The organism is Cronobacter turicensis, from assembly GCF_041222865.1.
In the GTDB taxonomy this organism is placed as follows: Bacteria; Pseudomonadota; Gammaproteobacteria; order Enterobacterales; family Enterobacteriaceae; genus Cronobacter; species Cronobacter turicensis.
Genome location: NZ_CP165997.1, coordinates 3,138,758 through 3,158,851, shown reverse-complemented (window position 1 = coordinate 3,158,851; position 20,094 = coordinate 3,138,758). Strand labels below are relative to the sequence as shown.

Below are 20,094 nucleotides of genomic sequence, written 5' to 3'. Positions count from 1 at the left end.
TCGCGCCGTCCGTGGCGCACGATTAAACGCGACGCAGGCTGATGTGCTCGCGCTTTGCCATCTGGCGGATAGATTCGTATGAGCGGTTTAACTGGCGGGCTATGACTTTAGGGTGGACGGTGCCAGCCAGTGATTTGATGAGGTTTAACTCTTTGGTGGTCCAGTTGCGGCCCAGCGTCTGCTGATTGCCGCGGCGCTTTTTAAATGGCTCGCTCATGGCGACTACCTGATTAACAGCGATGGTTTGCCGGTCTTCAGTGTCGCGCCAGGAACATTCTTGCCGCCCTCAAGCAGATGTTTGATAGCCATCTTGTCGGGCTTAATCACCGTGTCGTATTCGACGTATTCAGGTGGGAGAAGGGCGCTGTCGGTTATCTCTACTGAACGACAAGGCTCGCGGACTGTTACCTGGTGAATACCGGCGCGAATTGATTTCTTACCGGCGGTTTCGAGAGATGTGGCGATGTAGGCGCGGATATTTTCGACCTTCTTTTCAATGCTCACTGCGCGCTCGGTCAGGCTCTTTGCCTCATCCCTGAGGCGCTCCGCATACGTCGATTCGTTTTTGCAGATGGCAAGCAGCTGCTCGATTTTATCGGCCAGCTCACCCTCAATCCCTTCGAGGGTGTCCGCCATGGCTTCCGGGTCGATATCGGCATCCATCAGCCTGGCGTAGTCGCTGGCAACCTCATACAGTTTGCTCATTGGCCGCCTCCAGTTTCACTTTGCATTCTGCGTAAACTGCCTGGACGTTTTTCTGCAACTTCATGCCTGATGTCAGCTTGTACGCCTCTGCAAATTTCCGTTTCAGGTCATCCATGGTTTCCGACTGCGCCATCTCATCGCAAAGCGCGCTGACTTTATCGATGACTTCCTGCTGGCGCTTGCGCTCGTCTTCCCTGATTTGCTCTTCTGAGTGGTAGGCCATTACCGGCTCCTGATGCATCCCTTCATCATCGTTAAGCAGATGAATAGCGTTATCCAGACGCTGCGCTTTGGGCCAGTATTTGCTGGCGCGCTTAACGATGGTCTTGCGGGCCATTTCTTCCCAGAAGTTTTTCCAGGGCCCGTTCTTGGCCTTGCTGGTAGCTTCAACAGCCTTTATTTCTGCAAGACTCATCTCTTCCGTGAGGTAATCACCATCAGGCGTTTTAACTGTGCAGTAACCGCCGACCACTTCGCCACGGTCACCGAACGCGTTGTATTTGTGCGTTGGCGCCTTATCCAGTCCATTGGATTCGTAGGTGTCGTTGGCGCATACCAGTTTGCACTGACCCCACTTAATTGAGCCGGACGACTGAGCCAGATGAAGCAGGCCCATATAGCTGATGTCGAGGCACACCATGCCGTCACGCGGCACCAGGTACGCCAGCTTGCTCGCCGGGTTCAGCGTGATGCCGATGGCCGCAACGTTGATGATGGCGTTCTGCGCGCTGGTAGGGTTGTTGATTGCCGTCTTCGCGAGGAAGTCGTTTTTCTGAAAGAGCTGAATGGCAAACTGGCTTTCCTTAGCCCATGTTACCGTCTGGTCGGTCATTGCTCCGCAAAACAGCGGCTCCTGCTGCTTAACGAAACTGACGATATCGAATGACATTACGCTGCCTCCCTGTGTGAATGTCGCGCTTTGAAGATGCCGATTGCATACTCGGCGGTAACGCGCTCGGTCAGCGCATCAATCCACCAACCCTCGGATGCGTCCTGAAACGCGATGCTGTGTCCTTCGAGGTAGTTGATGGCGTCAGCTGTATTCTCATCTGCATCCAGCCCCGCCAGAGCAGAAATAAACGAGTTGGCTTTCTTCGCCAGACGTTCGACTTCATCGCAGATACGCTCGTTATCAGTTGCGCCCAGCTCGGCGATAATCTGCTCAATTTCTTTGACGTCGTTCAGGGTCAGTCTCATTGCTTCTGCTCCTGTGGTTTCGGTTGCTGTTTCATCAAATCTTTCATCAAACGGATAAATGCATCATCCGACCATTCGCGAACGGGAGTTGTCATTGCGGCCTCCGGTACCATGGCATGCTCACTGCCAGCTTCATCTGCTGATTGGCCTGCAACCACATCCCGGCGTCACCCAGGAATCGGGCGATAACCGCTTTGCTCTGAGCTGCCCGCAAAGCGTTGTGATTTACATGTGGCATAACGCCTCCAGTTGTTTGCGGGCCGCACGGATAAGGCGGCGAAAGCGTTTGGATAATTCGGATTCGGTCGGGTAATAGGCGGACATGATGCCGCCACCCGATAGCGATAATTGCATCATGGTGGGATTCCTTACGGTTAAGTGGGCATAGCGAAAAGGCCGCGCTAATAAGCAGCCTTGTTGATATGCAGGCGAAAAAAAGCCCTCCGGAGAGGGCGAACAGACAACAAGGGTTATTTCTCCATTTAACCAGAACAGGTCTTCGTCTCCTGTAGTGGTTATGATGCGGATTGCATCGTCAGCCGCACTCTGTGAATACGGCTTGCGATTTCAATCTTGGATTTCAAACTTCATGGCAGATATTTTTTTCATCTGCTTATCCAGCGATTTGAGTTTCTTATTGCGCATTTCTTCGGCGCGAGCCAATGCGTCCTCTTTATTGAAATGGAAATCATTGCCATGGTAATACTGCACGAAGCCTGATTCAGAGCCACGGAATGACGCCATCCTTTTCTCAGTATTCACATCTGCTTCAGCTGTAAATATTCCTGAGGTAAGCGCATATTTAGTGATGTAGATTTTGGTCATGCTTTATCCTTCTGCTCATTGGTTATTGCATCAGATAACCGACTCCATGAATCTGCTATCGGCTGCTATTCAGCGGGCGCTTCTGGTAATTCCAGCCAGTGAGTAAAGTGATGGGCTGGACGTAATTCAGCTTCAGCATTTGCCGAGAACCACATCATTTGCCCTGATGTATGGTCAAACTCAATAAAGTGAGCCTCAACCCAAACTTTGTCACCAGTGGCGACAAGCACGTATTTCCCATCCGGCGGCAATCGATCGCTACATTTAATCCACTCCATTCACTCCTCCTCGCCGATGGCTTTAGCTTGCGAGCATTCATCATCAATGTCGTAAATATCGTGATAGCATTCGTGGCGCAGCTCTTCATTACCATCGCCACTGTAAACGGCAACCGCAGCAATCCCTTTGCCGCATACGTCGCATTCGACTTCCTCATCCATATCTCACCTCAGATAAGTTGCTTGCTGCCAAAAAGAAAGGCCGACTATGCGGCCTTGTTGAATCCTTTTTCCGTAAAGAACTTAAAGCCAGACTCGTAAGCATTTATAAGCTCGATAGAATCAGGCTCGCTCCTGAATTCAGGAGACCATTCTTTCTGCTCTTCGATTCCGCGCTTTAACTTCGAGACAATGACTCTCTCAATATATTCTCGGCGACTTTCAAGCAGCTCAGTAGATGCCTGGGTCATGTAGAAATTAAGTTGCTCAATCATTGTCTCGCCTCAGTCGTAGTAGGCCGGAATTGATTTGCCGCGCATTTTCTGGTGCGCGTTCATCAAGTGGGTAGGGTGATTAACCGGCTTCTTGTATGCCGGGTTACGCTTGCGTTCGGTTACTTCCGGCTCCTGGTAATCGCGGAGAGCTACGAGCGAAGTGGCTCGGTCTACGCGGCTTGCATGCTTGCGTGATTCTTCCTGAGAAGCGTCAGGAGCCTCGCAACCTAAAATGGAGTCGATGATATTGCCGATAGCGTCACGCTCGATAGCGAGCTTTCTGCGCCGCTCATGACGGCGAGTTTTAGCGTTACCAGCTGATACTGAAGAACCGTATTGGATAACCGTCATGACAAGCCTCCGAACTCGTTAATTAATTGCTGTTGGTTAAACAGAATTTTCCTGTGAGCGAAATCGCCATGCATTTTTATCGCTGCATCGTTATATGCATGAACAGCCTCAACTTTTGTTTCGTAAGAGCCTATAAAGATGGCTTTTCTCTCAATTTTTATTTGGGCAACCCATCTCTTGTATCTAGCGTCAAAACGAACGCCGATATATCCACTTGTGTTGGCCCTGGTCACTGATATGTTCCTGTTATTTTCGTTCCGAATAGCAGGCCTCAGGTTTTCAATTCGGTTATCCAATCTATTGCCGTTGACGTGATCTAGGTGCTGTGGCTCTGAATCCATGTGCATCTTCCAGATAAGGCGATGAACCGAACAGAGACGCCCATTTATCTTTACACTCAGATATCCACCGCCTGACACATATCCGCACGGCACATCCATTTGTCTGTTAAACCCCGACTCTCTCCACCAAAGCTCTCCTTTGCTTGCCTCGTAATTGAAAATTGAAAGCAGCATTTCTCTGCTTGGCAGGGGGATTCGTTTTGATTTATCCGCCATTTCACCTCCGAAGATTTCAGGCAATGACCACGTGGAAGTCATTGGCTGAGAGCCTCGTTTGGTATCTGTTCGCGCTTTGTCAGCGCACCGTCGAAGTTAAAGAGCGATGCCAATCTGTTCCGTTTGGCTACCAGCGTCCTGCTGTTGAGATGAATAATATGCGTATAGCGCATATGCGTCAAGCGCATAATATGAGGGTGTGGTTAAAAAAGTTGGGGATGTTATGTATGCGTCTGAAACAGAAAGAGAAAAAAATTTAGGCAGGGTTTGCTATAGGCACAAAAAAGCCCGCACATGGCGGGCTTAGTATGCAAAAGGTGGGTTATCCGTGACGTCGGAACTGCTGAGACTGACTCAGCATTACACGTCCAGCCACATGAAACATATGCATTTCTTCTTCTGAAATTGTCCACTCACGATAGCGAGGATTGTCAGAAATTACGATCAGCTGGCTCTTCACCTTTTGCAGTCGTTTAACAAACATGTCGCCATTGAAATTGAAAACATAGATGCCATCACCGTCAAAAACACTGACGCCGACATCTACAAAGATGAGATCGCCTGGCTCTATGGTTCCTTCCATGCTGTCACCGCGAACGTTAATGAGCTTCACAGATGATTCTGGCCGGTTACCAAAAATAACCCTGGCCTGGTCAGGCACATACTCGATAGACCGTATAACTTCTACGACGTCTTTCGAGGCAGCCCCATCACCTGCGCTTGCTGAAACATCAAGAACGTCAATTCGATACACATCATTCCTCCCCTTTTTTATAATGGAACCAACACTGTATGTATCTACAGTATCACTGGCTTCATTAGAAGAGAATAGCTCAGCTACAGGAACTCCGAGAGCTTCCGCAATCTTTTGAATGAGAGTATCGCTATAACCCTGCATGCCGCGCTCTAGACGCGACAGATTCCCTACGTCGCTTTCTACGCGCAACGCAAGCTCACTGAGGGTCATCTGATTCGCTTTACGAATCTGTCGGATTTTTTCGCCTATTTTCATGGCTCATATTCAACCTTTTTTATGCGTGACACGCAAAGCGCCTTGCGCATATTTTTTATTTCGCATATTATGCGTATAGCGCATTACGGAGGTGCAATATGCAGACGCCACTTAGAAAAATGCGTGTAGAGAAAAAGCTGACAATCGCCGAGGTAGCCATCGCAACACAGTTGGACGTTGGCAACCTGAGTCGAATCGAAAGGGGAATGCAGGTTCCGTCTCTCGAAACAGCTGAGAAGCTCGCAAAGTTCTTCAAGGGGAAGATTAGCGAGATGCAGATTCTCTACCCGCACCGATACATGAAGGCGACTGATTCAGCCGCCTAAGCAGTACCCGCTCTTTACCAATCTGAACCGCCGACAACGCGGTAACTCATTCAAGTGGCAGACCCCACGGTCTGCGCACGTATCTATCTAAATCACAAAGGAAGAATACCGAATGGAAAACGCAAGTTATAGCAAGCCGTCTCAGCGCGACATCGACCGCGCAGAGACAGATTTACTCATCAATCTCTCTACGGTCACACAGCGTGGCCTTGCAAAGATGGTGGGGTGTCATGAATCGAAGATAAGCCGGACAGACTGGCGCTTCATAGCATCAGTTCTGTGCGCGTTTGGGATGGATTCAGATATCAGTCCGATCAGTCGTGCATTCAGGCATGCACTGGAAGGAATTACCAAAGAAAAAGCCCCGATGAGCGGTAACTCATTCGAGGCTTAAGAACACTGTGTTACGCCGAGTAACGGGAGTAATTATGTCAAAAACACTCAGTCCTGACCAGGACAAATTACACAAAAACATTATTCGTGATCGCTACCTGTCCGGCTTTAAGCAGCCTGGTCGATTCCGGGCTGAGTGGGAACGGGTGAAAAAATTATTCAGAGGTAAAGGTCATGAGTAATCTCGCAACAGTAACACCAATCAGGCCTCAGGTTGAGGTCGTGGAGTCACGCGTGGCAGAACTCGAAGATGGCTACACGCGGACTGCTAACGCATTGCTTGAAGCGGTGATGCTTTCCGGCCTCACTCAACACCACCTCCTGATAGTTATGGCCGTATGGCGTAAGACGTATGGCTATAACAAAAAAATGGACTGGATAGGCAATGAGCAGTTCGCAGCGCTTACCGGTATGGCGGCAACCAAATGCTCTACTGCCAAAAACGAATTAATCAGGATGGGCGTACTCACTCAGGCAGGGCGTCAGGTAGGCATGAACACTAACCTGTCAGAGTGGAAAACGAAGTTTAACGGAATCAGTAAAAGTTTTACCGAATCAGTAAAAGTAAGCTTTACCGAATCGGTAAAATGCACTTTACCGAATCAGTCAAACACAAAAGACAATATACAAAAGACAATAAAGACAATTACCCAAACCCACGAAGTGGGCTTGTCGGATGTTGTTTCTGAAAAGCCATTAACACCTCGCCAGCTCGGAACAAACCCGAGAGCTACCGGCACCAATCCTCGCTCCAAGCTTCCGGCATTTGACCGTGATCGACTGAAAGAAACCTGGAACTGCAAAGCCGAAAGATTCGGATTGCCTAAAATCCGCAGCGTCACCACGACGGTGGAGAATGGCATCAAGCGCCTCTGGGTTTCATACCTGAAGCAGTGCAAGGAGCTGAAGCGGGAGCCCAAGGATATCGACTCACTGCTGAACGGTTATCTTGAACACGGTTACCAGCCGACGCCGTGGGCGATGGGGCAAAACCCGGAAGGCAAGCGCTACGGAATTGAGACCGCGCTTCGCCAGGAGAAAATCGACCAGATTTTAGGAGCTGATAGCTGATGGACAGTTACGATTTTGAGTATCAGCTGGTCGGCTCGATGCTCGTGAAAGGCGATCACATCGATTGCCGTGAAGTGGCCGGAAAACTACCCGCAGAAGCATTCGAAAATTTCCACCTCCGCACCATGTACCAGTCAATCGTCACCCTCCTGACCAAAGCTGAGCCGGTGGATATGTTCACTGTTCAGGCTGCCGTTCCTGATGGTACGAAAGACCTGGTGATTGAGGTCGGGGCTAAGTGCGTTACGGCCGCCAATATCCGGGGATGGGCTAAGCGAGTGCGCCAGTGCTGGATGCTGCGGCGTGGAATTGCAGAGCTTAACCGGGCGGCGGGAATTCTCGCATCGGCCGGTACGCACGATATCAACGACCGGATTGGCGAGGTGGGAAGCATTCTGTCGAAGCTTCAGTTCGAAACGAACGACAAGTTGCCGCGCCGCATTGCCGATTTGCTGGAAGACTACATGGACGTGCTTGAGAGTCGCATGCAGGGTGAAGAATCCGGCCTGTACCTCAAGACCGGCATTCAGGCGCTGGATGACGAGTACGGCGGGTTCGACCGCACTGACCTTATCGTCGTTGCGGCTCGTCCGGGGATGGGTAAGACAGAGTTCGCTATCAACATCGCAAACTCAATCGGCAGGCAGAAGGGTAAGGGGCTGTTTGTCTCGCTGGAAATGTCTGACATGCAGGTTGTCGAGCGACACGTTGCCGACCGTTCCGGGCTGTCAATAGGCGCGCTGCGTAACCCGCTGAACATGATTCAGGAGCAGTACACCCGCCTGACTACCGCAACGGGTACGCTCATGGACGAAAACAACTACGTTATCGACGGATCGTTCACTGTAGACGACTGCATTGCCCACGCTGAGCGGCTGAATTCTGACGGCGGCCTGAGCTTCCTCGCCATCGACTATCTCGGGCTCCTTGAGAAACCGAAAGCAGAGCGCAACGACATCGCCATCGCCGAAATCACCCGCAAGCTGAAGCAGTTTTGCCTGCGCAACAAGGTGCCGGTAATTCTCCTATCGCAGCTCAACCGCGGAGTTGAGGGAAGGGCAGATAAGCGGCCGACGCTTGCCGACCTCAAAGACTCCGGGGCTATTGAGCAGGATGCTGACGTGATCATCTTCCCGTACCGCGACGAGGTGTATCACGAGAACAGCGACATGAAGGGAATCGCCGAAATCATTATCGGCAAATACCGCTCAGGCGAGCCAAAGACATTCTACATGGGCTGGAAAAACGGTCACTTTGTCAACATCGACCAGCAGGAAGCGGCGATGCAGTACGCCCGCAACGAGAAACAGTCCTCCCAATCTAACGACTGGCGCTAAGGCATCCAAAATACAAGGTATAACCATGACCATTTCTCTAGCCATTATGGAGCTGGCTCTTAACCCACGATTCAAGGCTGTCATGGAAAGATGCCTCGATGAAGAGGAGTTGATAGTCCAGTTCGAAAGACTTTCTGGCATCAAGCGGCCACCAACGCGCGGCAATCCCCTTGAGGCAATGGTGGACATCGCCACCGGCTTCCGGGATGCGCAGTGGAAGGTATTTTTCGAAGCATTCATCCCTTTCGTTTACGACTGCATCTGGTTGCGCTGGGCAGATCGCGACAATGAAGAATTCTGGCAAACGCCAACCGAACATCACAAGGATTAACCATGACCAAGGCAACCACAACGGCGGCGCTTCAGAGCGTAGCGCTGAAGGAGTTCTCTGCCCGTAATCAGCGATACTGGTCAGCATCCAGTCTGCCGACACGCGAGAAAGTGAAGCACCGGAAGCCGCTTAAGGCATACCGTCGCGACCGGGTTATGAACGCCATTATTCGCCGGGATATCAACCGCAAGATGGAAATTGCCCGTAAAGAAATAATCGCCAGCATTGGAGGGAAGAAATCATGAGCACTATTAGCAATGAGCGTTTAGAAAAGCTGTCCGAATACGACTGCGCGGACAGGTATGAGGTTATGTCGATGGCGACTGAGCTTCTGGCGCTGCGCAAAGAGCGGGAGCGGGCGGAGCCTGTGTGTTTGGAGGCAATGCCATTTACATGGGAAGAGCTTAAAGGGATGCACGGCGCTGATTTCGCCACTGGTTATGTTCGCGGGTGGGAAAGAAAATGCGCTTCCTTAGAAATGAAAGGCCCGCTCTACACCGCACCACCCGTGCCTGACGAACGATATCAGCAACTAAGCGAGCTATATCACGCTCAGGAAAAGAGACTGTTCAAGCTGGCGCAGCGCATCAAAGGCCCGACCTTCGATAAATACGCGCACTCGCCATCGCAAGCTATCGATGTGTTAGAAGCCGCTGTTTTTGGTGAAACCGATGAAGACGGCCACGCCGCCATGCTTCAGTCTGGCAATGACGAGATTGGCTCATGGAGCAACCATAAGAATACACCTACCGATAAACCCAAAAGCGAATTGAGCCAGATGGCAGAGAAACTGGTACGCGATACGACAGCGCTGGCAGTAACTCTGAGCGCCGAAAACGACACCACACCGCAGCAGTTCGAATCGCTTGCGTTTAAGTCGGTTGTACCGGAGGGATGGAAACTGGTGCCGATTGTGCTCACCAAAGAAATGCGCGGAAAGATTCACCCCTTCGCGGAGGCGCTTTGCCATGGGTGCGGACGAGAGGTAGTGGCTGATTGCGAATACAATGTTACAGCGTCATGGAATGACATGCTCGCGGTAGCACCTGAGCCATGCAAATAACCCTCGACGACATCCAGGTAATATCTGCCTACATCGGCACTCCTCGCTTCATCGACATCGAAACACTCACCAAACGATATCTCTTTACCAGCCAACTGATAATGCTTCAGGCAATCAGTAAGGCGAGGTATTGAGCGGAGACTCATCATGATAACCAAGTTGCAAATTATGACCTGGTTCGAAGTGAACCGGAAAGGCACAGTCAAGCAGCTCGTTGAGGAGCTCGGCGGAAAGGGCGACCGTGTGGCCGCCATAGTCTGTGGTCTTGTGCGAGAGGGCGCATTGGTACGCTCTGCAAGCACCGGCATGGGAACACGCTGCCGCCTTTATGAACTTAGTGAAGGTAAAACGAGTCGCCAGCTTATCCGCGAATACGTCACTGAACATGGTCCGGTATCGTCCCGCCAGGTTTCAGAGGGCACCGGCATAGATATGGGCGCAGTACAGCGCATTCTCCGTGACGAACACGATTCAGGACGTATTGAGCGCTACAACTCAGAGAAGTGCAGCGAGCACCAGGGCTCATTCCTGTATGTCACAGCACATGAGTTATGCCAGTTCGGATGCTCAAACCCCATGACGGCGTTTATCAATCAGCAGCTGCGCGCGGTGCGGCAGGAGATGAGGGTATGAGCATCATAATGCTGGCCTTCATCGGCCTGTGCTTCATGTTCGCTGCCATCGTTAAGCAGGACGGCCTGATGTTCACTGACGCGCTGATTCTTCTGTGCAGCGCATTCGTATTGGCTAAAGAGGAGAAGCGCCGTGGATAAGAGCAGAGAGCAGTTTGAAGCAGCAATAAAACAAAAGTTTGGCGACCTTATCGACCAGCGTGTTTGCAAGAACAGTGATGGCGATCATATGGCGTGGGATATGCAGGTCGCATGGTGGGCATGGCAGGAATCGCGGGCGGCTATCGAGATAAAACTCGACGACAAAGTGATGGTTGAGGACGAATTCGACAAAGGTCACAACTATGCAATCGACTACTGCGCTGAAGCTATCCGCGCCGCCGGTCTCAAGGTTAAGGGGGAGTGATGACCTTCGACAGATACTGGATTTTTGGTCGACTTACATTGGGGCTGGGGCTCTCCACGGAGCTTTGGCACACAACGCGAAAGAATGATAGCCGGGTAATCAATTTCATCCACTTAGGCTACGTGCCGGATGTGTTGCCAGAAAAAAACAGGACCGCATCAATTTTCGTAATAACAGTCATGTGGATAACGATGAAAATAGGCATCATGAGGATTCGACATGAAGCAGACAATATTCCTCAGGGGTAAGTTGCAGCAGCAGGAAGCAATAAACTTCATCCTCGCATCACCCCTCGACTCCGACCGCCCGGTCACTATCAGAATCACCGACTACAAGCGCAACCTTGACCAGAACGCGAAATTTCACGCGCTCCTGGCAGATATTGCTGCGCAGGTTCAGTGGTGCGGAAAGTGGCTGCGACCAGAGCAATGGAAGGTGTTGCTGATTAGCGGCCACGCGGTGGCGACAAAGCAAGAGGCAGAGGTTGTGCCGGGTCTTGAAGGTGAATACGTAAACATCCGCGAGAGCAGCGCTGAGATGAGCGTTAAGCGCATGTCCAGCCTCATTGAGTACACCGTGGCCTGGGCGACCGGGCAGGGCGTCAGATTCACTGACAGGAGGTATATGTGAGACGACAGCGACGAAGTATCACGGACATAGTCTGCGAAAACTGCATCTACCGCGTTACCCACCGAAAGAAACGAAAGCCAGAAGTATCCCCGTCCGACATAAAAACCTTCGCGTATACCTCTCACCTTCACGATGTGATGTGGGAACGCCTTCGCGCCAGGAGGAAGCATGCTTAGCCCCACCCAAACCCAAGCATACGAGCAGCAGAGCATAGCCAGAGCTCTCTGCGCAGGATGCAGCAAGCAACTGGAGCCGGATGAAACCTACGCATGCAGCGAGTGCATCAACGAGTGGCTGGTATATCGAGACCCGAACGGAGATATCGCAAATGACGATATTCAGGAGCAATAAATGGCTTCAGGCAGTCAGGGAGATAGATTGCTGCGTTCTGTGTGGCCGGTATGGAGTTCAGGCCGCGCACCGGAATGAAGGGAAGGGAATAGGGCTCAAGGTAGACGACAGCTTAACAGCGGCGCTTTGTCCGTCATGCCATGAGCGCATCGACAACGGTAAAGACTTAAGCCGTGAAGAGCGGCGTTCTGAAATGGATCGCGCTATCGTCCTGACGCTGCAAAAGCTAACGCGAGAAGGGAGGGTAACGGTGAGATGAACGAATACCGAATAGTCCTGCCCTGGCCGCCCTCCAATAATCGGTACTGGCGTCACTCAAGAGGAATCCACTACATCAGCGATTGGGGTAAGCGATACCGACGAGAAGTAATCGAAATAATTCAGCAGCACAAGTTAGACATAAAAATCCAACCCCGCATCAGAATCACCATCCACGCAGCACCTCCCGATAACCGCAAACGCGATTTGGACAATCTACCCAAAGCCGTTTTTGACGCACTCACCAGTGCGGGCTTCTGGCTGGATGACGGTCAGGTAGACGATATGCGCATCAAGCGCTGTCAGGCGGTTAAAGGCGGAATGCTCGTTTTGGTGGTGACGGAGTTGGGAGGGAAGTTACCCGACATTGCAGAATTGATGGAGGCTGCATGAAACCAGTTTGCAAAATTGAAGGTTGCGGCCGTGAATGCCGGTATATGGAACAGCAGGTGTGCCAAAAGCATTATTTCAGGATGATGCGATATGGGACATACGAGCTCACCAAGCATGGAAAAGGAAAGGGATTCTCTACTAACGCCAAGGGATACGTGATGATTAAAGAGCCATCTCATCCACTGGCAATGAAAAATGGCTTCGTGTACGAGCATAGAAAGGCTGTGTACGCAAAGCACGGAGATCAACTGCCGCCATGCGAATTATGCGGCAAATCTGTAACCTGGGCGAATGCACACATCGACCACAAGGATGAGCGGGTCAACAACAACGATCCAGGTAATCTTAGGGTTTTGTGCAACGCCTGCAACGTAATGCGAGCACGCGTTCATATCCCTTCCCATACCAGAAAAACCAGCCATGCCATTACCTTCAACGGGGAAACCAAAACCCCTGCTGAATGGTCACGCGACCCAAGAGTAAGCATCGCCGGAAGGACGATTATGTTCAGGCTCAATAAGGGCATGAGTGTAGAGCAGGCGCTATTCGTAGAAAAGCTTACACATCGATCTAAGAAGGCAAATGGCTACCAGCCCAAATACGGCGAGTATCAGCAGAAGCTAAAAGACCTGCGTAACAGCCGGGAGGAAGCAGCATGATTATCGTTCAGACAGTTCCTCGCTTACTTCAGGAATGTAACGGATGCCTCAGTGAGGTAGCCCGTAAGCTTTCATGCCACCGCGATACCGTCAGGAAGTACATCGGTGACAATCACGCTAAACGTCACGCAGTCATTAATGGCGTGCTGATGACCAGCGCCCGCTCGCATGAGGAGGCTTCATCGTGACCACAGTAACCAGCATCGCATTAGCGCAGCAGCGCCAGAAGGACAGAGAGATGCTTGAGTGCGTGGACTGGCAACTTAACAACGTTCACGAGACGGAGAAGCGTTTGATGGAAATGCGCCGGGAGCTGGTAAATCGGCTCGGCATCAACAAACCAGAGGGGGGCGATGCAGCATGAACCTGGAAAACGCACTGAAATACCACTTCGCTAAATCGACCATGATAAGTGATTCCCCGAGAGCCACGGCATCAGACGCATTGACCGGCACTGATATCATGGCAGCTCAGGGAATGGTGCAGAATCGCGCGCAGATGGGCTTTGCGGCATTTATGGGGAAAATGGGTGTCAGCAGCAATGACCGTGAGAAAGCTATTGAACTGCTGACCCTGTATGCAATTGAGCGCTGCGATAAGGTTGCCGCCTTACGCAAGCTCGAATGTGATATTAAGCCAAAGGTAATGCAAGCGCTCGCAACTTACGCCTTTGAGGACTACTCACGCAACGCCGGGAGCACCCGGCAGTGTGAATGCTGCAATGGCGCTGGCTTCATACATGCTGAAGTCGTGACTATGAAGCATATCGGCAGGCCGAATCTGGCGGCGAGGAGGGAGCAGGTGAAAGTGCTGTGCCAGAAGTGCAAAGGGAAGGGGGTAGTTTCGACGGCGTGCTCTGACTGCAAGGGGCGAGGGAAGGCGATAAATCAGGAGGAGACGGAAAAGCAGGGCGTTCCTGTGATATCTGACTGCAAACGCTGCGGCGGCGTCGGCTATCCTCGTTTGCCCTCTACCGAGGCCTTTGCGGCGGTATGTCAAATCACTGATGCCATCTCGCTCGATACGTGGAAGAAGTCAGTCAAGCCTTTCTACGATGGTCTTATCATCAAGTTTGAGGTGGAAGAATCGTGGGCTGACGCACAGTTACGAGAAGTCACCAGGTAAAAACCGAAAATAGCGCATTAATTTATCGCGTGCTATTTACTTTTCCCGAACCTGCGGATATGATTTCTAACAGTGGAAGTTGCGCACGTTGTTAAGCGCTAAAAACATTAAGCCCTGAGTTAATAGCTCGGGGCTTTTTTATTGGCTCAACTCAACCAACAGGTGACGATATGAAAAGCTGCAACGCTACTCAGGGTTTCGATAACCCGAATAAATTCCGTGAAGAGTGGGATCGTCAAACCAAAGAAGCATGAGACGAAACCGGCAAGGGCATTGATGGAACAGGCAGCGTAACCGCTATGCGGAACAGGCAGCGTAACCCTCTCAGTGCTCTTTCCAGTTTTCGTCACGTTAGCGACTTTGCGGGCTTTTTAGAAACTGACCACAAAGATAAATGCAAACGATGAGCAATTCCTGGCAGTAGCCTAACGGCCAAACACCAGTGAGGTCTTCCGATTCCTCATCAACTAATTCGGCGCACTGGCCCGGTGTGATTAATAACGGGCGCACAACAGGTAAGCTGCTTGACGATTGAACCGCTACGCGGGGCGTTCGTGTTGTGAAACAGGCAGCTTTCCGTTGTGGTGAATAAGGCATTGTTCCGGCACTTCTCACTGCTGGCACCGGAAAAAGCATCTGCGCAGAGTTGCTATGCCGAATAGACTGCGTACCACAACCCAATCACTCCAAATATTTAAGGCTCGCTTCGGCGGGCCTTTTTCGTATTAGGCCACAGGCAATCAATCACAGATGAACCCTCGCATCCGATGCCTCGCTGGCCTTTCCTGACACTACCCACAGCACCCGCTTTAACGCGAGGTGAGAGATATGAAAATGCCCTACAAAAGCGATCCGAATATCTGGTCCATCCTCATCGCTTTCGGCATGACCCTTGTTGGCGCTATAGCCAGTTACTCCTTCAAAGTTCTCAACGGAGAATCCTTTAGTTGGAGGACCATGTGCCTTCAGCTAATTGTGTCGATATTCGCTGGTTTAATCATGACCATGATTGCCATCCACTATAACTGGCCGCAAGAGGTAATGGGCGGCGTGTGTGGCATGGCTGGCTGGTCGGGTTCCTCCCTGATTAAAGCGCTTGAGAACCGTTTCCTGAACAAAGCATCAGGCAAAGAGGTATCCAATGACTAAAGACCAGTTCATGCGAGCTGCGGGCATCAGTAGCTCGCTGGCTGAGAGATGGTATCCACACATCGTCGAAGCCATGAACACATACGGCATCGACACACCAAAACGCCAGGCTAACTTCATTGGGCAAATCGGCACCGAGTCAGGCGGCTTCCAGTCGGTCCAGGAGTCGCTCAACTACAGCGTCGCCGGTCTGGCGATATTCGGCTCTCGTTTAACAGCTGCCCAACGCGAACAGTTAGGTCGCAAACCCGGCGAAAAGGGTTTATCTCCTGAACGACAGGCAGCTATTGCCAACATCGTCTACGGCGTTCGCTACGGCAATAACCTGAATGGTGACGGCTGGAAGTATCGCGGTCGCGGCCTCAAGCAAATCACATTCAAAGCTAACTACGAAGAATGCGGTAAGGCGCTTGGGCTCAACCTGGTCGACTCTCCTGACCTGTTGCTACAGGATAAATACGCTGCGCTTTCTGCTGGTTGGTTCTGGAAAGCAAACGGCTGTAACCAGTTTGCAGATGCAGGCGACGTGAACGGTCTGACCCGGCGCATCAACGGCGGCCTGAATGGTTTGCAAGACCGCATCGACAGGACGAAGCGAGCGGAAGGAGTTTTGTTATGAGTTTCACGACTATCAAAAACCTGATCCCGTTCGTGTTCGCCCTCATCATCATCGGCTTCATTGCCAAGCTTGGCGCTGACAATCGCCAGCTGCGCATTGAAAACAGCTCTCTGGTGAAAGACAACCGCGAACTGAACGGTAAGAACGCTGACCTGGCGAACACGCTGCAAAATCTGGCCGACAAGGTGGGCGAGATGAACCAGCTAGTAGATGCAGAGTCACGCCGTCGCGCAGCAGCAGAAATGAAGTCACAACGGCTTCAGGAGGAAGTGAAGAGTGCGCTCAAAGATAACAAGTGCTCTGTCGAGCTTATTCCTGATTCTGTTATTGACCAGCTGCGCCGACAAGCCGACTCAGTACGAGGTGGTGAAGGCACCGACACTACCGATACCGGCAAACCTTCTCGTTGACTGCGTTATCCCTGAAATACAAAGCAACATGACTTTCGGGGATAGCGTACAGCTCAACATCCTGTTGCTCGATTCACTGGACGCCTGTAACGGGCAAATTCGAACCATCAGGAAAATAGAATCGTCACGGCAAGACAAAAGCTTTTCTCGCGAAAAGTGAGGTGATCCGATCTTGCTGACGGGTAAGCCGTAAGTGGGCTAGCCATTCCGTGAGGAATCGCGAAGCCTGCGACCATGACAACCCCCACGAAGATTCACCATCAGCAACAAAGCAATATCGGCCTCGCTAATGCGGGGCTTTTTATGTCCGCAGTAAAACGCGCGTCGCAGCGCATAACATTCCCGAGTCTTTCAGAAAGCTGAGCCTGAGAACTGCCGTATATGGTGGCGACCATCTCGGGGCGGCTTTTCTGTGCGAACAGGCTCAACTTTCTAAAAGGTAATCGCCATGAAAGAGATGATCTCCGTAGAACGCGAAGTGTCCATGAGCAGCCTGGACTTCCTGAATAGCATTATTAACCCGGCCCGCGTCGAAGCCGGCGAAACCCCTCATGAGCCACGTAAGTTTCTGGCAAAAATTGAGGATGAGCTGGAGCTGGACGGAACCGGAAAAAAATTCCGGTTAAACAATAACCACACTCAAACGGCTTATTACGATCTCGACTTTGACCAGATGATGCTGGTAGGCATGAGAGAGTCAAAGGCTGTAAGGCGCTCAGTGCTGGCAAAGCTGAAAGTGATGCACGGCCCGCAGATTCCGCAGACGCTTCCCGAAGCACTTCGTCTCGCAGCAGACCTCGCAGAGCAGAATGCCCAACTGGAAAGCAAGCTCGCTATTGCCGCGCCTAAGGTCGAATTCGTTGATAACTACGTCGAGGCAACCGGCGCGATGGGGTTTCGAGAAGCAGCGAAACTGCTGAAGGTGAAAGAAACGGACTTCCGGTTGTTCCTGATTGAGCAGGGCATCATGTATCGCCTGGCTGGAAAGCTGACTCCATATGCACAGCACCTTGATGCTGGCCGCTTTACTGTGAAAACAGGCGAGAACCAGCATAACGGCCACGCCTTCACCCAAGTGAAGTTCACGCCCAAAGGCATTCAGTGGATTGCTGGCCTTCTGGCTGCAGCAAATCTGCAGGGAGCGGCGTGATGAAAGCAATTAATGGCTTCAAAGTTGTCGTGCTCCTGCATGAAGGTCATGAAGCCGGTTTGCCACCGGAAGAGCTCGGTTGGCAAAACCATCAAGATCCAGAGATTAAAGATGGATTTCTGATTATCAGGAAGGGACTAAACACCTATGGCCTACCACTGAGCAGAATCCACTCCTTCAGCATTGAAGCAGTTACTGATGAGTGAGCATCACAAGGCGCATTTGCTAGTGCGCCTGATGATGATATTTTGATCACTGTTTAAACAGGAGGTCATATGTCAGGCGAATCAATCAGCATTAAAGAAGTTTATGAGTTAGCAAGGAAAATAATTCCTGAAGGCCATCTAGCTGTAGAAATTTGGGATATAGGGTTACGTTTTGTTTGGGAATCGGAGTCAGATAGCGGATCTGCTTTCCTGCAAGAGCCTCTCAACAAGATTTCTGCATCAACCATCCTGGGTTTTCTAGGCGCTGAATTTAAAAAAGCCTAATTGGTCATAAAATGGCTCAACACACTAACCGCCTCCCGGCGGTTTTTTATTGGAGTTGATATGGCCGACATCTACCGCATCACTGTCAAAACTAAAACAGGCGAGACGCATGTAGGTCTGATGAGGCGATCTCAGCCAGAGATTATCAACGGCTTCATCGGCATCGCACGTGAGGATGGCTCATGGGTATACCTGGCACCTGATAACGTGCAGGAGATGGAGTATGTTCCTGAGCCTGAAGCCGAAGAACAAACATCGTAAGGAATGACTATGGCGACCGAATCAAAAACTGGCCGCCCTTCTGAATATCTACCAGAGGTGGCCGCTGGCATCTGCTCACTGCTTGCCGATGGTGAGAGTCTGCGCAAGGTATGTGATCGTCCAGGCATGCCGAATAAGTCGACTGTCTTCCGCTGGCTTGCTCAGCATGAAGAGTTTCGCGACCAATACGCGAAAGCCACGGAGACGCGCGCCGACGCTATTTTCGAAGAGATGTTCGATATTGCCGACACAGTAGCTGAAGAGGCTGCCGCAGTAGGTAAGGCGCGGCTTCGAATTGATACCCGCAAGTGGGCACTGGCCCGAATGAACCCTAAGAAGTATGGCGACAAAGTCAGTCAGGAAATAGACCACAAATCTTCCGATGGCAGCATGACCCCTCAACCAACAACCATTCAACTCGTACCGGTAGAGCCAACACATGAGCCAGACAGTACAGCTACCGATACCGGCGAAACTGGCACCACTGTTCATAGCGCCGAATAAGCGATATCGCTGCTCACATGGCGGGCGAGGTAGCGCAAAGACACGAACATTTGCACTAATGACAGCCGTTAAGGCCTATCAGGCTGCCAATAATGGCGAGTCAGGCGTCATTCTGTGCGCCCGTGAGTTTATGAACTCGCTGGAAGAGTCGAGCATGGAAGAGGTGAAGCAGGCCATCAGAGCCGTTCCATGGCTTGCTGCTAACTTCGATATCGGTGAGAAGTACATTCGCACGCTGGATAAGCGAGTGAGTTATGTGTTCTGCGGCCTGCGCCATAACCTCGACAGCATTAAGTCGAAAGCGCGCATTCTTCTGTGCTGGGTGGACGAAGCCGAGACAGTCAGCGAGGTGGCATGGCAAAAGCTTGACCCAACCGTACGCGAGGATGACTCGGAAATATGGGTTACATGGAACCCTGAGCGCGATGGCAGCGCGACGGACAGGCGCTACAGGAAAGAGCCGGGCGACGACTGCATCACCGTCGAAATGAACTATATAGACAATCCCTGGTTCCCGCGGGTTCTGGAAGGCGTCCGCAGGAAAGACCAGAAGCGGCTAGACCCGGCGACCTACGCCTGGGTATGGGAAGGCGCTTATCTCGAAAACTCCAATAAGCAGGTGCTGGCTGGAAAATACCGAGTAGCCGAATTCTCTGATGAACTGTGGAAAGAGGCAGAGCGCTTGTTCTTCGGTGCCGACTTCGGATTTGCTAAAGACCCGAACACGCTGGTTCGCTCCTTCATCCTGCACAACCGGCTGTACATCGAGTACGAGGCTTACGGGCAGCAAACTGAACTTGACCACATGCCGGCGCTTTACGACACCGTACCGGGTGCGCGCGAATGGCCCATTAAGGCTGACTCAGCACGACCTGAGACAATAAGCTACCTCAAACGCCAGGGATTCAATATCTCCGCCGCTGATAAGTGGCAAGGCAGCGTAGAAGACGGCATAGCTCATCTGCGAGGCTTTGACGAAATCATTATCCATCCACGATGCAAAAACGTCGCTCGTGAGGCTCGTATGTGGTCGTACAAGACCGACCGCATTACCGGTGAAGTGCTGCCTAAACTCGCTGATGGTGACGAGCATACATGGGATGCGATCCGCTACAGCCTCGACGGATACATCAAGCGCAAATCTAAAGGCGCCATCTTCTTCTAAGGAGTTCATCA

General features: G+C 51.5%; 42 protein-coding genes. 29 read left to right on the top strand and 13 right to left on the bottom strand.

The window, feature by feature from the left end:
* Positions 1-22: 22 nt before the first annotated feature.
* From AB8W27_RS15165 to AB8W27_RS15105, 13 genes are all read right to left on the bottom strand, one after another.
* Positions 23-217: a hypothetical protein gene (locus AB8W27_RS15165; protein WP_012815628.1), complete on the bottom strand. Its 195-nt coding sequence runs from the start codon at positions 215-217 to the stop codon at positions 23-25.
* A 5-nt stretch (positions 218-222) separates the two neighbouring features.
* Positions 223-705 (bottom strand): siphovirus Gp157 family protein, encoded by a 483-nt coding sequence (locus tag AB8W27_RS15160; RefSeq protein WP_012815629.1) that lies wholly within the window; start codon positions 703-705, stop codon positions 223-225.
* Positions 689-1,594, bottom strand: a complete 906-nt coding sequence (locus AB8W27_RS15155; protein WP_012815630.1) for a recombinase RecT — start codon at positions 1,592-1,594, stop codon at positions 689-691. Before AB8W27_RS15155 ends, AB8W27_RS15160 begins: the two co-directional genes overlap by 17 nt.
* Positions 1,594-1,902 (bottom strand): hypothetical protein, encoded by a 309-nt coding sequence (locus AB8W27_RS15150; RefSeq protein ID WP_012815631.1) that lies wholly within the window; start codon positions 1,900-1,902, stop codon positions 1,594-1,596. The genes AB8W27_RS15155 and AB8W27_RS15150 overlap by 1 nt, the downstream gene beginning before the upstream one ends.
* Positions 1,903-1,993: 91 nt before the next feature.
* On the bottom strand, positions 1,994-2,140 hold the full coding sequence (locus AB8W27_RS15145) for a host cell division inhibitory peptide Kil (RefSeq protein ID WP_012815632.1): 147 nt from the start codon (positions 2,138-2,140) through the stop codon (positions 1,994-1,996).
* Positions 2,128-2,259, bottom strand: a complete 132-nt coding sequence (locus AB8W27_RS15140) for a hypothetical protein (protein ID WP_007847511.1) — start codon at positions 2,257-2,259, stop codon at positions 2,128-2,130. Before AB8W27_RS15140 ends, AB8W27_RS15145 begins: the two co-directional genes overlap by 13 nt.
* A gap of 210 nt (positions 2,260-2,469) precedes the next feature.
* Positions 2,470-2,727, bottom strand: a complete 258-nt coding sequence (locus AB8W27_RS15135; protein WP_012815633.1) for a hypothetical protein — start codon at positions 2,725-2,727, stop codon at positions 2,470-2,472.
* Positions 2,728-2,792: 65 nt separating this feature from the next.
* Entirely contained in the window at positions 2,793-3,005 is a 213-nt protein-coding gene (locus AB8W27_RS15130) for a DUF551 domain-containing protein (protein WP_012815634.1), read from the bottom strand.
* Positions 3,006-3,167, bottom strand: a complete 162-nt coding sequence (locus AB8W27_RS15125) for a hypothetical protein (RefSeq protein WP_012815635.1) — start codon at positions 3,165-3,167, stop codon at positions 3,006-3,008.
* 44 nt (positions 3,168-3,211) lie between these two features.
* Positions 3,212-3,439, bottom strand: coding sequence for a hypothetical protein (locus AB8W27_RS15120; RefSeq protein WP_012815636.1), 228 nt, complete (start codon positions 3,437-3,439; stop codon positions 3,212-3,214).
* 9 nt (positions 3,440-3,448) lie between these two features.
* The gene (locus AB8W27_RS15115) at positions 3,449-3,790 is read right to left on the bottom strand and encodes a hypothetical protein (protein ID WP_012815637.1); all 342 of its coding nucleotides are present in this window, start codon (positions 3,788-3,790) and stop codon (positions 3,449-3,451) included.
* Positions 3,787-4,347, bottom strand: coding sequence for an HNH endonuclease (locus tag AB8W27_RS15110; protein ID WP_012815638.1), 561 nt, complete (start codon positions 4,345-4,347; stop codon positions 3,787-3,789). Before AB8W27_RS15110 ends, AB8W27_RS15115 begins: the two co-directional genes overlap by 4 nt.
* Positions 4,348-4,669: 322 nt before the next feature.
* A complete protein-coding gene (locus AB8W27_RS15105) occupies positions 4,670-5,359 on the bottom strand; it encodes a helix-turn-helix transcriptional regulator (protein WP_029039739.1) in 690 nt (229 codons plus the stop codon).
* A 98-nt stretch (positions 5,360-5,457) separates the two neighbouring features.
* On the opposite strand from AB8W27_RS15105, the gene AB8W27_RS15100 reads away from it, so the two are divergent.
* The 29 genes from AB8W27_RS15100 to AB8W27_RS14960 all read left to right on the top strand — a co-directional run bounded on the left by AB8W27_RS15100 (position 5,458) and on the right by AB8W27_RS14960 (position 20,083).
* Positions 5,458-5,685 (top strand): helix-turn-helix transcriptional regulator, encoded by a 228-nt coding sequence (locus AB8W27_RS15100; RefSeq protein ID WP_012815642.1) that lies wholly within the window; start codon positions 5,458-5,460, stop codon positions 5,683-5,685.
* Between the two features lie 112 nt (positions 5,686-5,797).
* Positions 5,798-6,079, top strand: coding sequence for a CII family transcriptional regulator (locus AB8W27_RS15095; protein ID WP_012815643.1), 282 nt, complete (start codon positions 5,798-5,800; stop codon positions 6,077-6,079).
* A 34-nt stretch (positions 6,080-6,113) separates the two neighbouring features.
* Positions 6,114-6,260, top strand: a complete 147-nt coding sequence (locus AB8W27_RS15090; protein ID WP_094301097.1) for a DUF2740 family protein — start codon at positions 6,114-6,116, stop codon at positions 6,258-6,260.
* A complete protein-coding gene (locus AB8W27_RS15085; RefSeq protein WP_012815644.1) occupies positions 6,253-7,149 on the top strand; it encodes a replication protein in 897 nt (298 codons plus the stop codon). Before AB8W27_RS15090 ends, AB8W27_RS15085 begins: the two co-directional genes overlap by 8 nt.
* Complete coding sequence (locus AB8W27_RS15080) at positions 7,149-8,486, top strand: replicative DNA helicase (RefSeq protein ID WP_012815645.1); 1,338 nt, start codon at positions 7,149-7,151, stop codon at positions 8,484-8,486. Before AB8W27_RS15085 ends, AB8W27_RS15080 begins: the two co-directional genes overlap by 1 nt.
* 25 nt (positions 8,487-8,511) lie before the next feature.
* Positions 8,512-8,817 (top strand): hypothetical protein, encoded by a 306-nt coding sequence (locus tag AB8W27_RS15075; RefSeq protein ID WP_012815646.1) that lies wholly within the window; start codon positions 8,512-8,514, stop codon positions 8,815-8,817.
* A 2-nt stretch (positions 8,818-8,819) separates the two neighbouring features.
* The gene (locus AB8W27_RS15070; protein WP_012815647.1) at positions 8,820-9,062 is read left to right on the top strand and encodes a hypothetical protein; all 243 of its coding nucleotides are present in this window, start codon (positions 8,820-8,822) and stop codon (positions 9,060-9,062) included.
* Positions 9,059-9,880, top strand: coding sequence for a hypothetical protein (locus tag AB8W27_RS15065; protein ID WP_012815648.1), 822 nt, complete (start codon positions 9,059-9,061; stop codon positions 9,878-9,880). The genes AB8W27_RS15070 and AB8W27_RS15065 overlap by 4 nt, the downstream gene beginning before the upstream one ends.
* A 147-nt stretch (positions 9,881-10,027) precedes the next feature.
* Complete coding sequence (locus tag AB8W27_RS15060; RefSeq protein WP_012815650.1) at positions 10,028-10,513, top strand: DNA glycosylase AlkZ-like family protein; 486 nt, start codon at positions 10,028-10,030, stop codon at positions 10,511-10,513.
* Positions 10,510-10,653, top strand: a complete 144-nt coding sequence (locus AB8W27_RS15055) for a hypothetical protein (protein WP_012815651.1) — start codon at positions 10,510-10,512, stop codon at positions 10,651-10,653. Before AB8W27_RS15060 ends, AB8W27_RS15055 begins: the two co-directional genes overlap by 4 nt.
* On the top strand, positions 10,646-10,918 hold the full coding sequence (locus tag AB8W27_RS15050) for a hypothetical protein (protein ID WP_012815652.1): 273 nt from the start codon (positions 10,646-10,648) through the stop codon (positions 10,916-10,918). Before AB8W27_RS15055 ends, AB8W27_RS15050 begins: the two co-directional genes overlap by 8 nt.
* A 219-nt stretch (positions 10,919-11,137) precedes the next feature.
* Complete coding sequence (locus tag AB8W27_RS15045) at positions 11,138-11,548, top strand: recombination protein NinB (protein ID WP_012815654.1); 411 nt, start codon at positions 11,138-11,140, stop codon at positions 11,546-11,548.
* Positions 11,545-11,724, top strand: a complete 180-nt coding sequence (locus tag AB8W27_RS15040; RefSeq protein ID WP_041923291.1) for a NinE family protein — start codon at positions 11,545-11,547, stop codon at positions 11,722-11,724. Before AB8W27_RS15045 ends, AB8W27_RS15040 begins: the two co-directional genes overlap by 4 nt.
* Positions 11,717-11,899, top strand: coding sequence for a protein NinF (locus tag AB8W27_RS15035; protein ID WP_012815655.1), 183 nt, complete (start codon positions 11,717-11,719; stop codon positions 11,897-11,899). The genes AB8W27_RS15040 and AB8W27_RS15035 overlap by 8 nt, the downstream gene beginning before the upstream one ends.
* On the top strand, positions 11,877-12,158 hold the full coding sequence (locus tag AB8W27_RS15030) for a hypothetical protein (protein WP_032968661.1): 282 nt from the start codon (positions 11,877-11,879) through the stop codon (positions 12,156-12,158). The genes AB8W27_RS15035 and AB8W27_RS15030 overlap by 23 nt, the downstream gene beginning before the upstream one ends.
* Positions 12,155-12,550 (top strand): crossover junction endodeoxyribonuclease RusA, encoded by a 396-nt coding sequence (rusA, locus tag AB8W27_RS15025; RefSeq protein WP_012815657.1) that lies wholly within the window; start codon positions 12,155-12,157, stop codon positions 12,548-12,550. The genes AB8W27_RS15030 and rusA overlap by 4 nt, the downstream gene beginning before the upstream one ends.
* Positions 12,547-13,209, top strand: coding sequence for an HNH endonuclease signature motif containing protein (locus tag AB8W27_RS15020; RefSeq protein WP_012815658.1), 663 nt, complete (start codon positions 12,547-12,549; stop codon positions 13,207-13,209). Before rusA ends, AB8W27_RS15020 begins: the two co-directional genes overlap by 4 nt.
* Positions 13,206-13,397, top strand: a complete 192-nt coding sequence (locus AB8W27_RS15015; RefSeq protein WP_012815659.1) for a protein ninH — start codon at positions 13,206-13,208, stop codon at positions 13,395-13,397. The genes AB8W27_RS15020 and AB8W27_RS15015 overlap by 4 nt, the downstream gene beginning before the upstream one ends.
* Complete coding sequence (locus AB8W27_RS15010) at positions 13,394-13,573, top strand: hypothetical protein (protein WP_012815660.1); 180 nt, start codon at positions 13,394-13,396, stop codon at positions 13,571-13,573. The genes AB8W27_RS15015 and AB8W27_RS15010 overlap by 4 nt, the downstream gene beginning before the upstream one ends.
* Positions 13,570-14,334, top strand: a complete 765-nt coding sequence (locus tag AB8W27_RS15005; protein WP_012815661.1) for an antitermination protein — start codon at positions 13,570-13,572, stop codon at positions 14,332-14,334. The genes AB8W27_RS15010 and AB8W27_RS15005 overlap by 4 nt, the downstream gene beginning before the upstream one ends.
* 828 nt (positions 14,335-15,162) lie before the next feature.
* A complete protein-coding gene (locus tag AB8W27_RS15000; RefSeq protein ID WP_012815662.1) occupies positions 15,163-15,483 on the top strand; it encodes a phage holin family protein in 321 nt (106 codons plus the stop codon).
* The gene (locus tag AB8W27_RS14995; protein WP_012815663.1) at positions 15,476-16,102 is read left to right on the top strand and encodes a glycoside hydrolase family 19 protein; all 627 of its coding nucleotides are present in this window, start codon (positions 15,476-15,478) and stop codon (positions 16,100-16,102) included. The genes AB8W27_RS15000 and AB8W27_RS14995 overlap by 8 nt, the downstream gene beginning before the upstream one ends.
* Positions 16,099-16,512: a DUF2570 domain-containing protein gene (locus AB8W27_RS14990; protein ID WP_012815664.1), complete on the top strand. Its 414-nt coding sequence runs from the start codon at positions 16,099-16,101 to the stop codon at positions 16,510-16,512. Before AB8W27_RS14995 ends, AB8W27_RS14990 begins: the two co-directional genes overlap by 4 nt.
* Before the next feature lie 448 nt (positions 16,513-16,960).
* Positions 16,961-17,662: a phage antirepressor KilAC domain-containing protein gene (locus AB8W27_RS14985; protein WP_012815665.1), complete on the top strand. Its 702-nt coding sequence runs from the start codon at positions 16,961-16,963 to the stop codon at positions 17,660-17,662.
* Positions 17,662-17,868: a hypothetical protein gene (locus tag AB8W27_RS14980; protein WP_012815666.1), complete on the top strand. Its 207-nt coding sequence runs from the start codon at positions 17,662-17,664 to the stop codon at positions 17,866-17,868. Before AB8W27_RS14985 ends, AB8W27_RS14980 begins: the two co-directional genes overlap by 1 nt.
* Before the next feature lie 69 nt (positions 17,869-17,937).
* Positions 17,938-18,153, top strand: a complete 216-nt coding sequence (locus tag AB8W27_RS14975; RefSeq protein WP_012815667.1) for a hypothetical protein — start codon at positions 17,938-17,940, stop codon at positions 18,151-18,153.
* Positions 18,154-18,213: 60 nt separating this feature from the next.
* On the top strand, positions 18,214-18,414 hold the full coding sequence (locus AB8W27_RS14970; RefSeq protein WP_041923292.1) for a hypothetical protein: 201 nt from the start codon (positions 18,214-18,216) through the stop codon (positions 18,412-18,414).
* Between the two features lie 9 nt (positions 18,415-18,423).
* Positions 18,424-18,918, top strand: a complete 495-nt coding sequence (locus AB8W27_RS14965) for a hypothetical protein (protein WP_012815669.1) — start codon at positions 18,424-18,426, stop codon at positions 18,916-18,918.
* The gene (locus AB8W27_RS14960) at positions 18,854-20,083 is read left to right on the top strand and encodes a PBSX family phage terminase large subunit (protein WP_012815670.1); all 1,230 of its coding nucleotides are present in this window, start codon (positions 18,854-18,856) and stop codon (positions 20,081-20,083) included. The genes AB8W27_RS14965 and AB8W27_RS14960 overlap by 65 nt, the downstream gene beginning before the upstream one ends.
* The last annotated feature ends 11 nt before the right edge of the window (positions 20,084-20,094 follow it).

Bases quoted from the DNA above. Each gene is read 5' to 3' on its own strand.
- AB8W27_RS15065 (WP_012815648.1), top strand. From the start codon at position 9,059: ATGAGCACTATTAGCAATGAGCGTTTAGAAAAGCTGTCCGAATACGAC.
- AB8W27_RS15020 (WP_012815658.1), top strand. From the start codon at position 12,547: ATGAAACCAGTTTGCAAAATTGAAGGTTGCGGCCGTGAATGCCGGTAT.
- AB8W27_RS14965 (WP_012815669.1), top strand. From the start codon at position 18,424: ATGGCGACCGAATCAAAAACTGGCCGCCCTTCTGAATATCTACCAGAG.
- AB8W27_RS15075 (WP_012815646.1), top strand. From the start codon at position 8,512: ATGACCATTTCTCTAGCCATTATGGAGCTGGCTCTTAACCCACGATTC.
- AB8W27_RS14980 (WP_012815666.1), top strand. From the start codon at position 17,662: ATGAAAGCAATTAATGGCTTCAAAGTTGTCGTGCTCCTGCATGAAGGT.
- AB8W27_RS15070 (WP_012815647.1), top strand. From the start codon at position 8,820: ATGACCAAGGCAACCACAACGGCGGCGCTTCAGAGCGTAGCGCTGAAG.
- AB8W27_RS15060 (WP_012815650.1), top strand. From the start codon at position 10,028: ATGATAACCAAGTTGCAAATTATGACCTGGTTCGAAGTGAACCGGAAA.
- AB8W27_RS14960 (WP_012815670.1), top strand. From the start codon at position 18,854: ATGAGCCAGACAGTACAGCTACCGATACCGGCGAAACTGGCACCACTG.
- AB8W27_RS15105 (WP_029039739.1), bottom strand. From the start codon at position 5,359: ATGAAAATAGGCGAAAAAATCCGACAGATTCGTAAAGCGAATCAGATG.
- AB8W27_RS14975 (WP_012815667.1), top strand. From the start codon at position 17,938: ATGTCAGGCGAATCAATCAGCATTAAAGAAGTTTATGAGTTAGCAAGG.
- AB8W27_RS14995 (WP_012815663.1), top strand. From the start codon at position 15,476: ATGACTAAAGACCAGTTCATGCGAGCTGCGGGCATCAGTAGCTCGCTG.
- AB8W27_RS15145 (WP_012815632.1), bottom strand. From the start codon at position 2,140: ATGCCACATGTAAATCACAACGCTTTGCGGGCAGCTCAGAGCAAAGCG.
- AB8W27_RS14985 (WP_012815665.1), top strand. From the start codon at position 16,961: ATGAAAGAGATGATCTCCGTAGAACGCGAAGTGTCCATGAGCAGCCTG.
- AB8W27_RS15165 (WP_012815628.1), bottom strand. From the start codon at position 217: ATGAGCGAGCCATTTAAAAAGCGCCGCGGCAATCAGCAGACGCTGGGC.
- AB8W27_RS15000 (WP_012815662.1), top strand. From the start codon at position 15,163: ATGAAAATGCCCTACAAAAGCGATCCGAATATCTGGTCCATCCTCATC.
- AB8W27_RS15035 (WP_012815655.1), top strand. From the start codon at position 11,717: ATGCTTAGCCCCACCCAAACCCAAGCATACGAGCAGCAGAGCATAGCC.
- AB8W27_RS15110 (WP_012815638.1), bottom strand. From the start codon at position 4,347: ATGGCGGATAAATCAAAACGAATCCCCCTGCCAAGCAGAGAAATGCTG.
- AB8W27_RS15130 (WP_012815634.1), bottom strand. From the start codon at position 3,005: ATGGAGTGGATTAAATGTAGCGATCGATTGCCGCCGGATGGGAAATAC.
- AB8W27_RS15095 (WP_012815643.1), top strand. From the start codon at position 5,798: ATGGAAAACGCAAGTTATAGCAAGCCGTCTCAGCGCGACATCGACCGC.
- AB8W27_RS15030 (WP_032968661.1), top strand. From the start codon at position 11,877: ATGACGATATTCAGGAGCAATAAATGGCTTCAGGCAGTCAGGGAGATA.
- AB8W27_RS15160 (WP_012815629.1), bottom strand. From the start codon at position 705: ATGAGCAAACTGTATGAGGTTGCCAGCGACTACGCCAGGCTGATGGAT.
- AB8W27_RS15140 (WP_007847511.1), bottom strand. From the start codon at position 2,259: ATGATGCAATTATCGCTATCGGGTGGCGGCATCATGTCCGCCTATTAC.
- AB8W27_RS15045 (WP_012815654.1), top strand. From the start codon at position 11,138: ATGAAGCAGACAATATTCCTCAGGGGTAAGTTGCAGCAGCAGGAAGCA.
- AB8W27_RS15125 (WP_012815635.1), bottom strand. From the start codon at position 3,167: ATGGATGAGGAAGTCGAATGCGACGTATGCGGCAAAGGGATTGCTGCG.
- AB8W27_RS15100 (WP_012815642.1), top strand. From the start codon at position 5,458: ATGCAGACGCCACTTAGAAAAATGCGTGTAGAGAAAAAGCTGACAATC.
- AB8W27_RS15005 (WP_012815661.1), top strand. From the start codon at position 13,570: ATGAACCTGGAAAACGCACTGAAATACCACTTCGCTAAATCGACCATG.
- AB8W27_RS15155 (WP_012815630.1), bottom strand. From the start codon at position 1,594: ATGTCATTCGATATCGTCAGTTTCGTTAAGCAGCAGGAGCCGCTGTTT.
- AB8W27_RS15150 (WP_012815631.1), bottom strand. From the start codon at position 1,902: ATGAGACTGACCCTGAACGACGTCAAAGAAATTGAGCAGATTATCGCC.
- AB8W27_RS15135 (WP_012815633.1), bottom strand. From the start codon at position 2,727: ATGACCAAAATCTACATCACTAAATATGCGCTTACCTCAGGAATATTT.
- AB8W27_RS15055 (WP_012815651.1), top strand. From the start codon at position 10,510: ATGAGCATCATAATGCTGGCCTTCATCGGCCTGTGCTTCATGTTCGCT.
- AB8W27_RS14970 (WP_041923292.1), top strand. From the start codon at position 18,214: ATGGCCGACATCTACCGCATCACTGTCAAAACTAAAACAGGCGAGACG.
- AB8W27_RS15085 (WP_012815644.1), top strand. From the start codon at position 6,253: ATGAGTAATCTCGCAACAGTAACACCAATCAGGCCTCAGGTTGAGGTC.
- AB8W27_RS15090 (WP_094301097.1), top strand. From the start codon at position 6,114: ATGTCAAAAACACTCAGTCCTGACCAGGACAAATTACACAAAAACATT.
- AB8W27_RS15080 (WP_012815645.1), top strand. From the start codon at position 7,149: ATGGACAGTTACGATTTTGAGTATCAGCTGGTCGGCTCGATGCTCGTG.
- rusA (WP_012815657.1), top strand. From the start codon at position 12,155: ATGAACGAATACCGAATAGTCCTGCCCTGGCCGCCCTCCAATAATCGG.
- AB8W27_RS14990 (WP_012815664.1), top strand. From the start codon at position 16,099: ATGAGTTTCACGACTATCAAAAACCTGATCCCGTTCGTGTTCGCCCTC.
- AB8W27_RS15120 (WP_012815636.1), bottom strand. From the start codon at position 3,439: ATGATTGAGCAACTTAATTTCTACATGACCCAGGCATCTACTGAGCTG.
- AB8W27_RS15015 (WP_012815659.1), top strand. From the start codon at position 13,206: ATGATTATCGTTCAGACAGTTCCTCGCTTACTTCAGGAATGTAACGGA.
- AB8W27_RS15115 (WP_012815637.1), bottom strand. From the start codon at position 3,790: ATGACGGTTATCCAATACGGTTCTTCAGTATCAGCTGGTAACGCTAAA.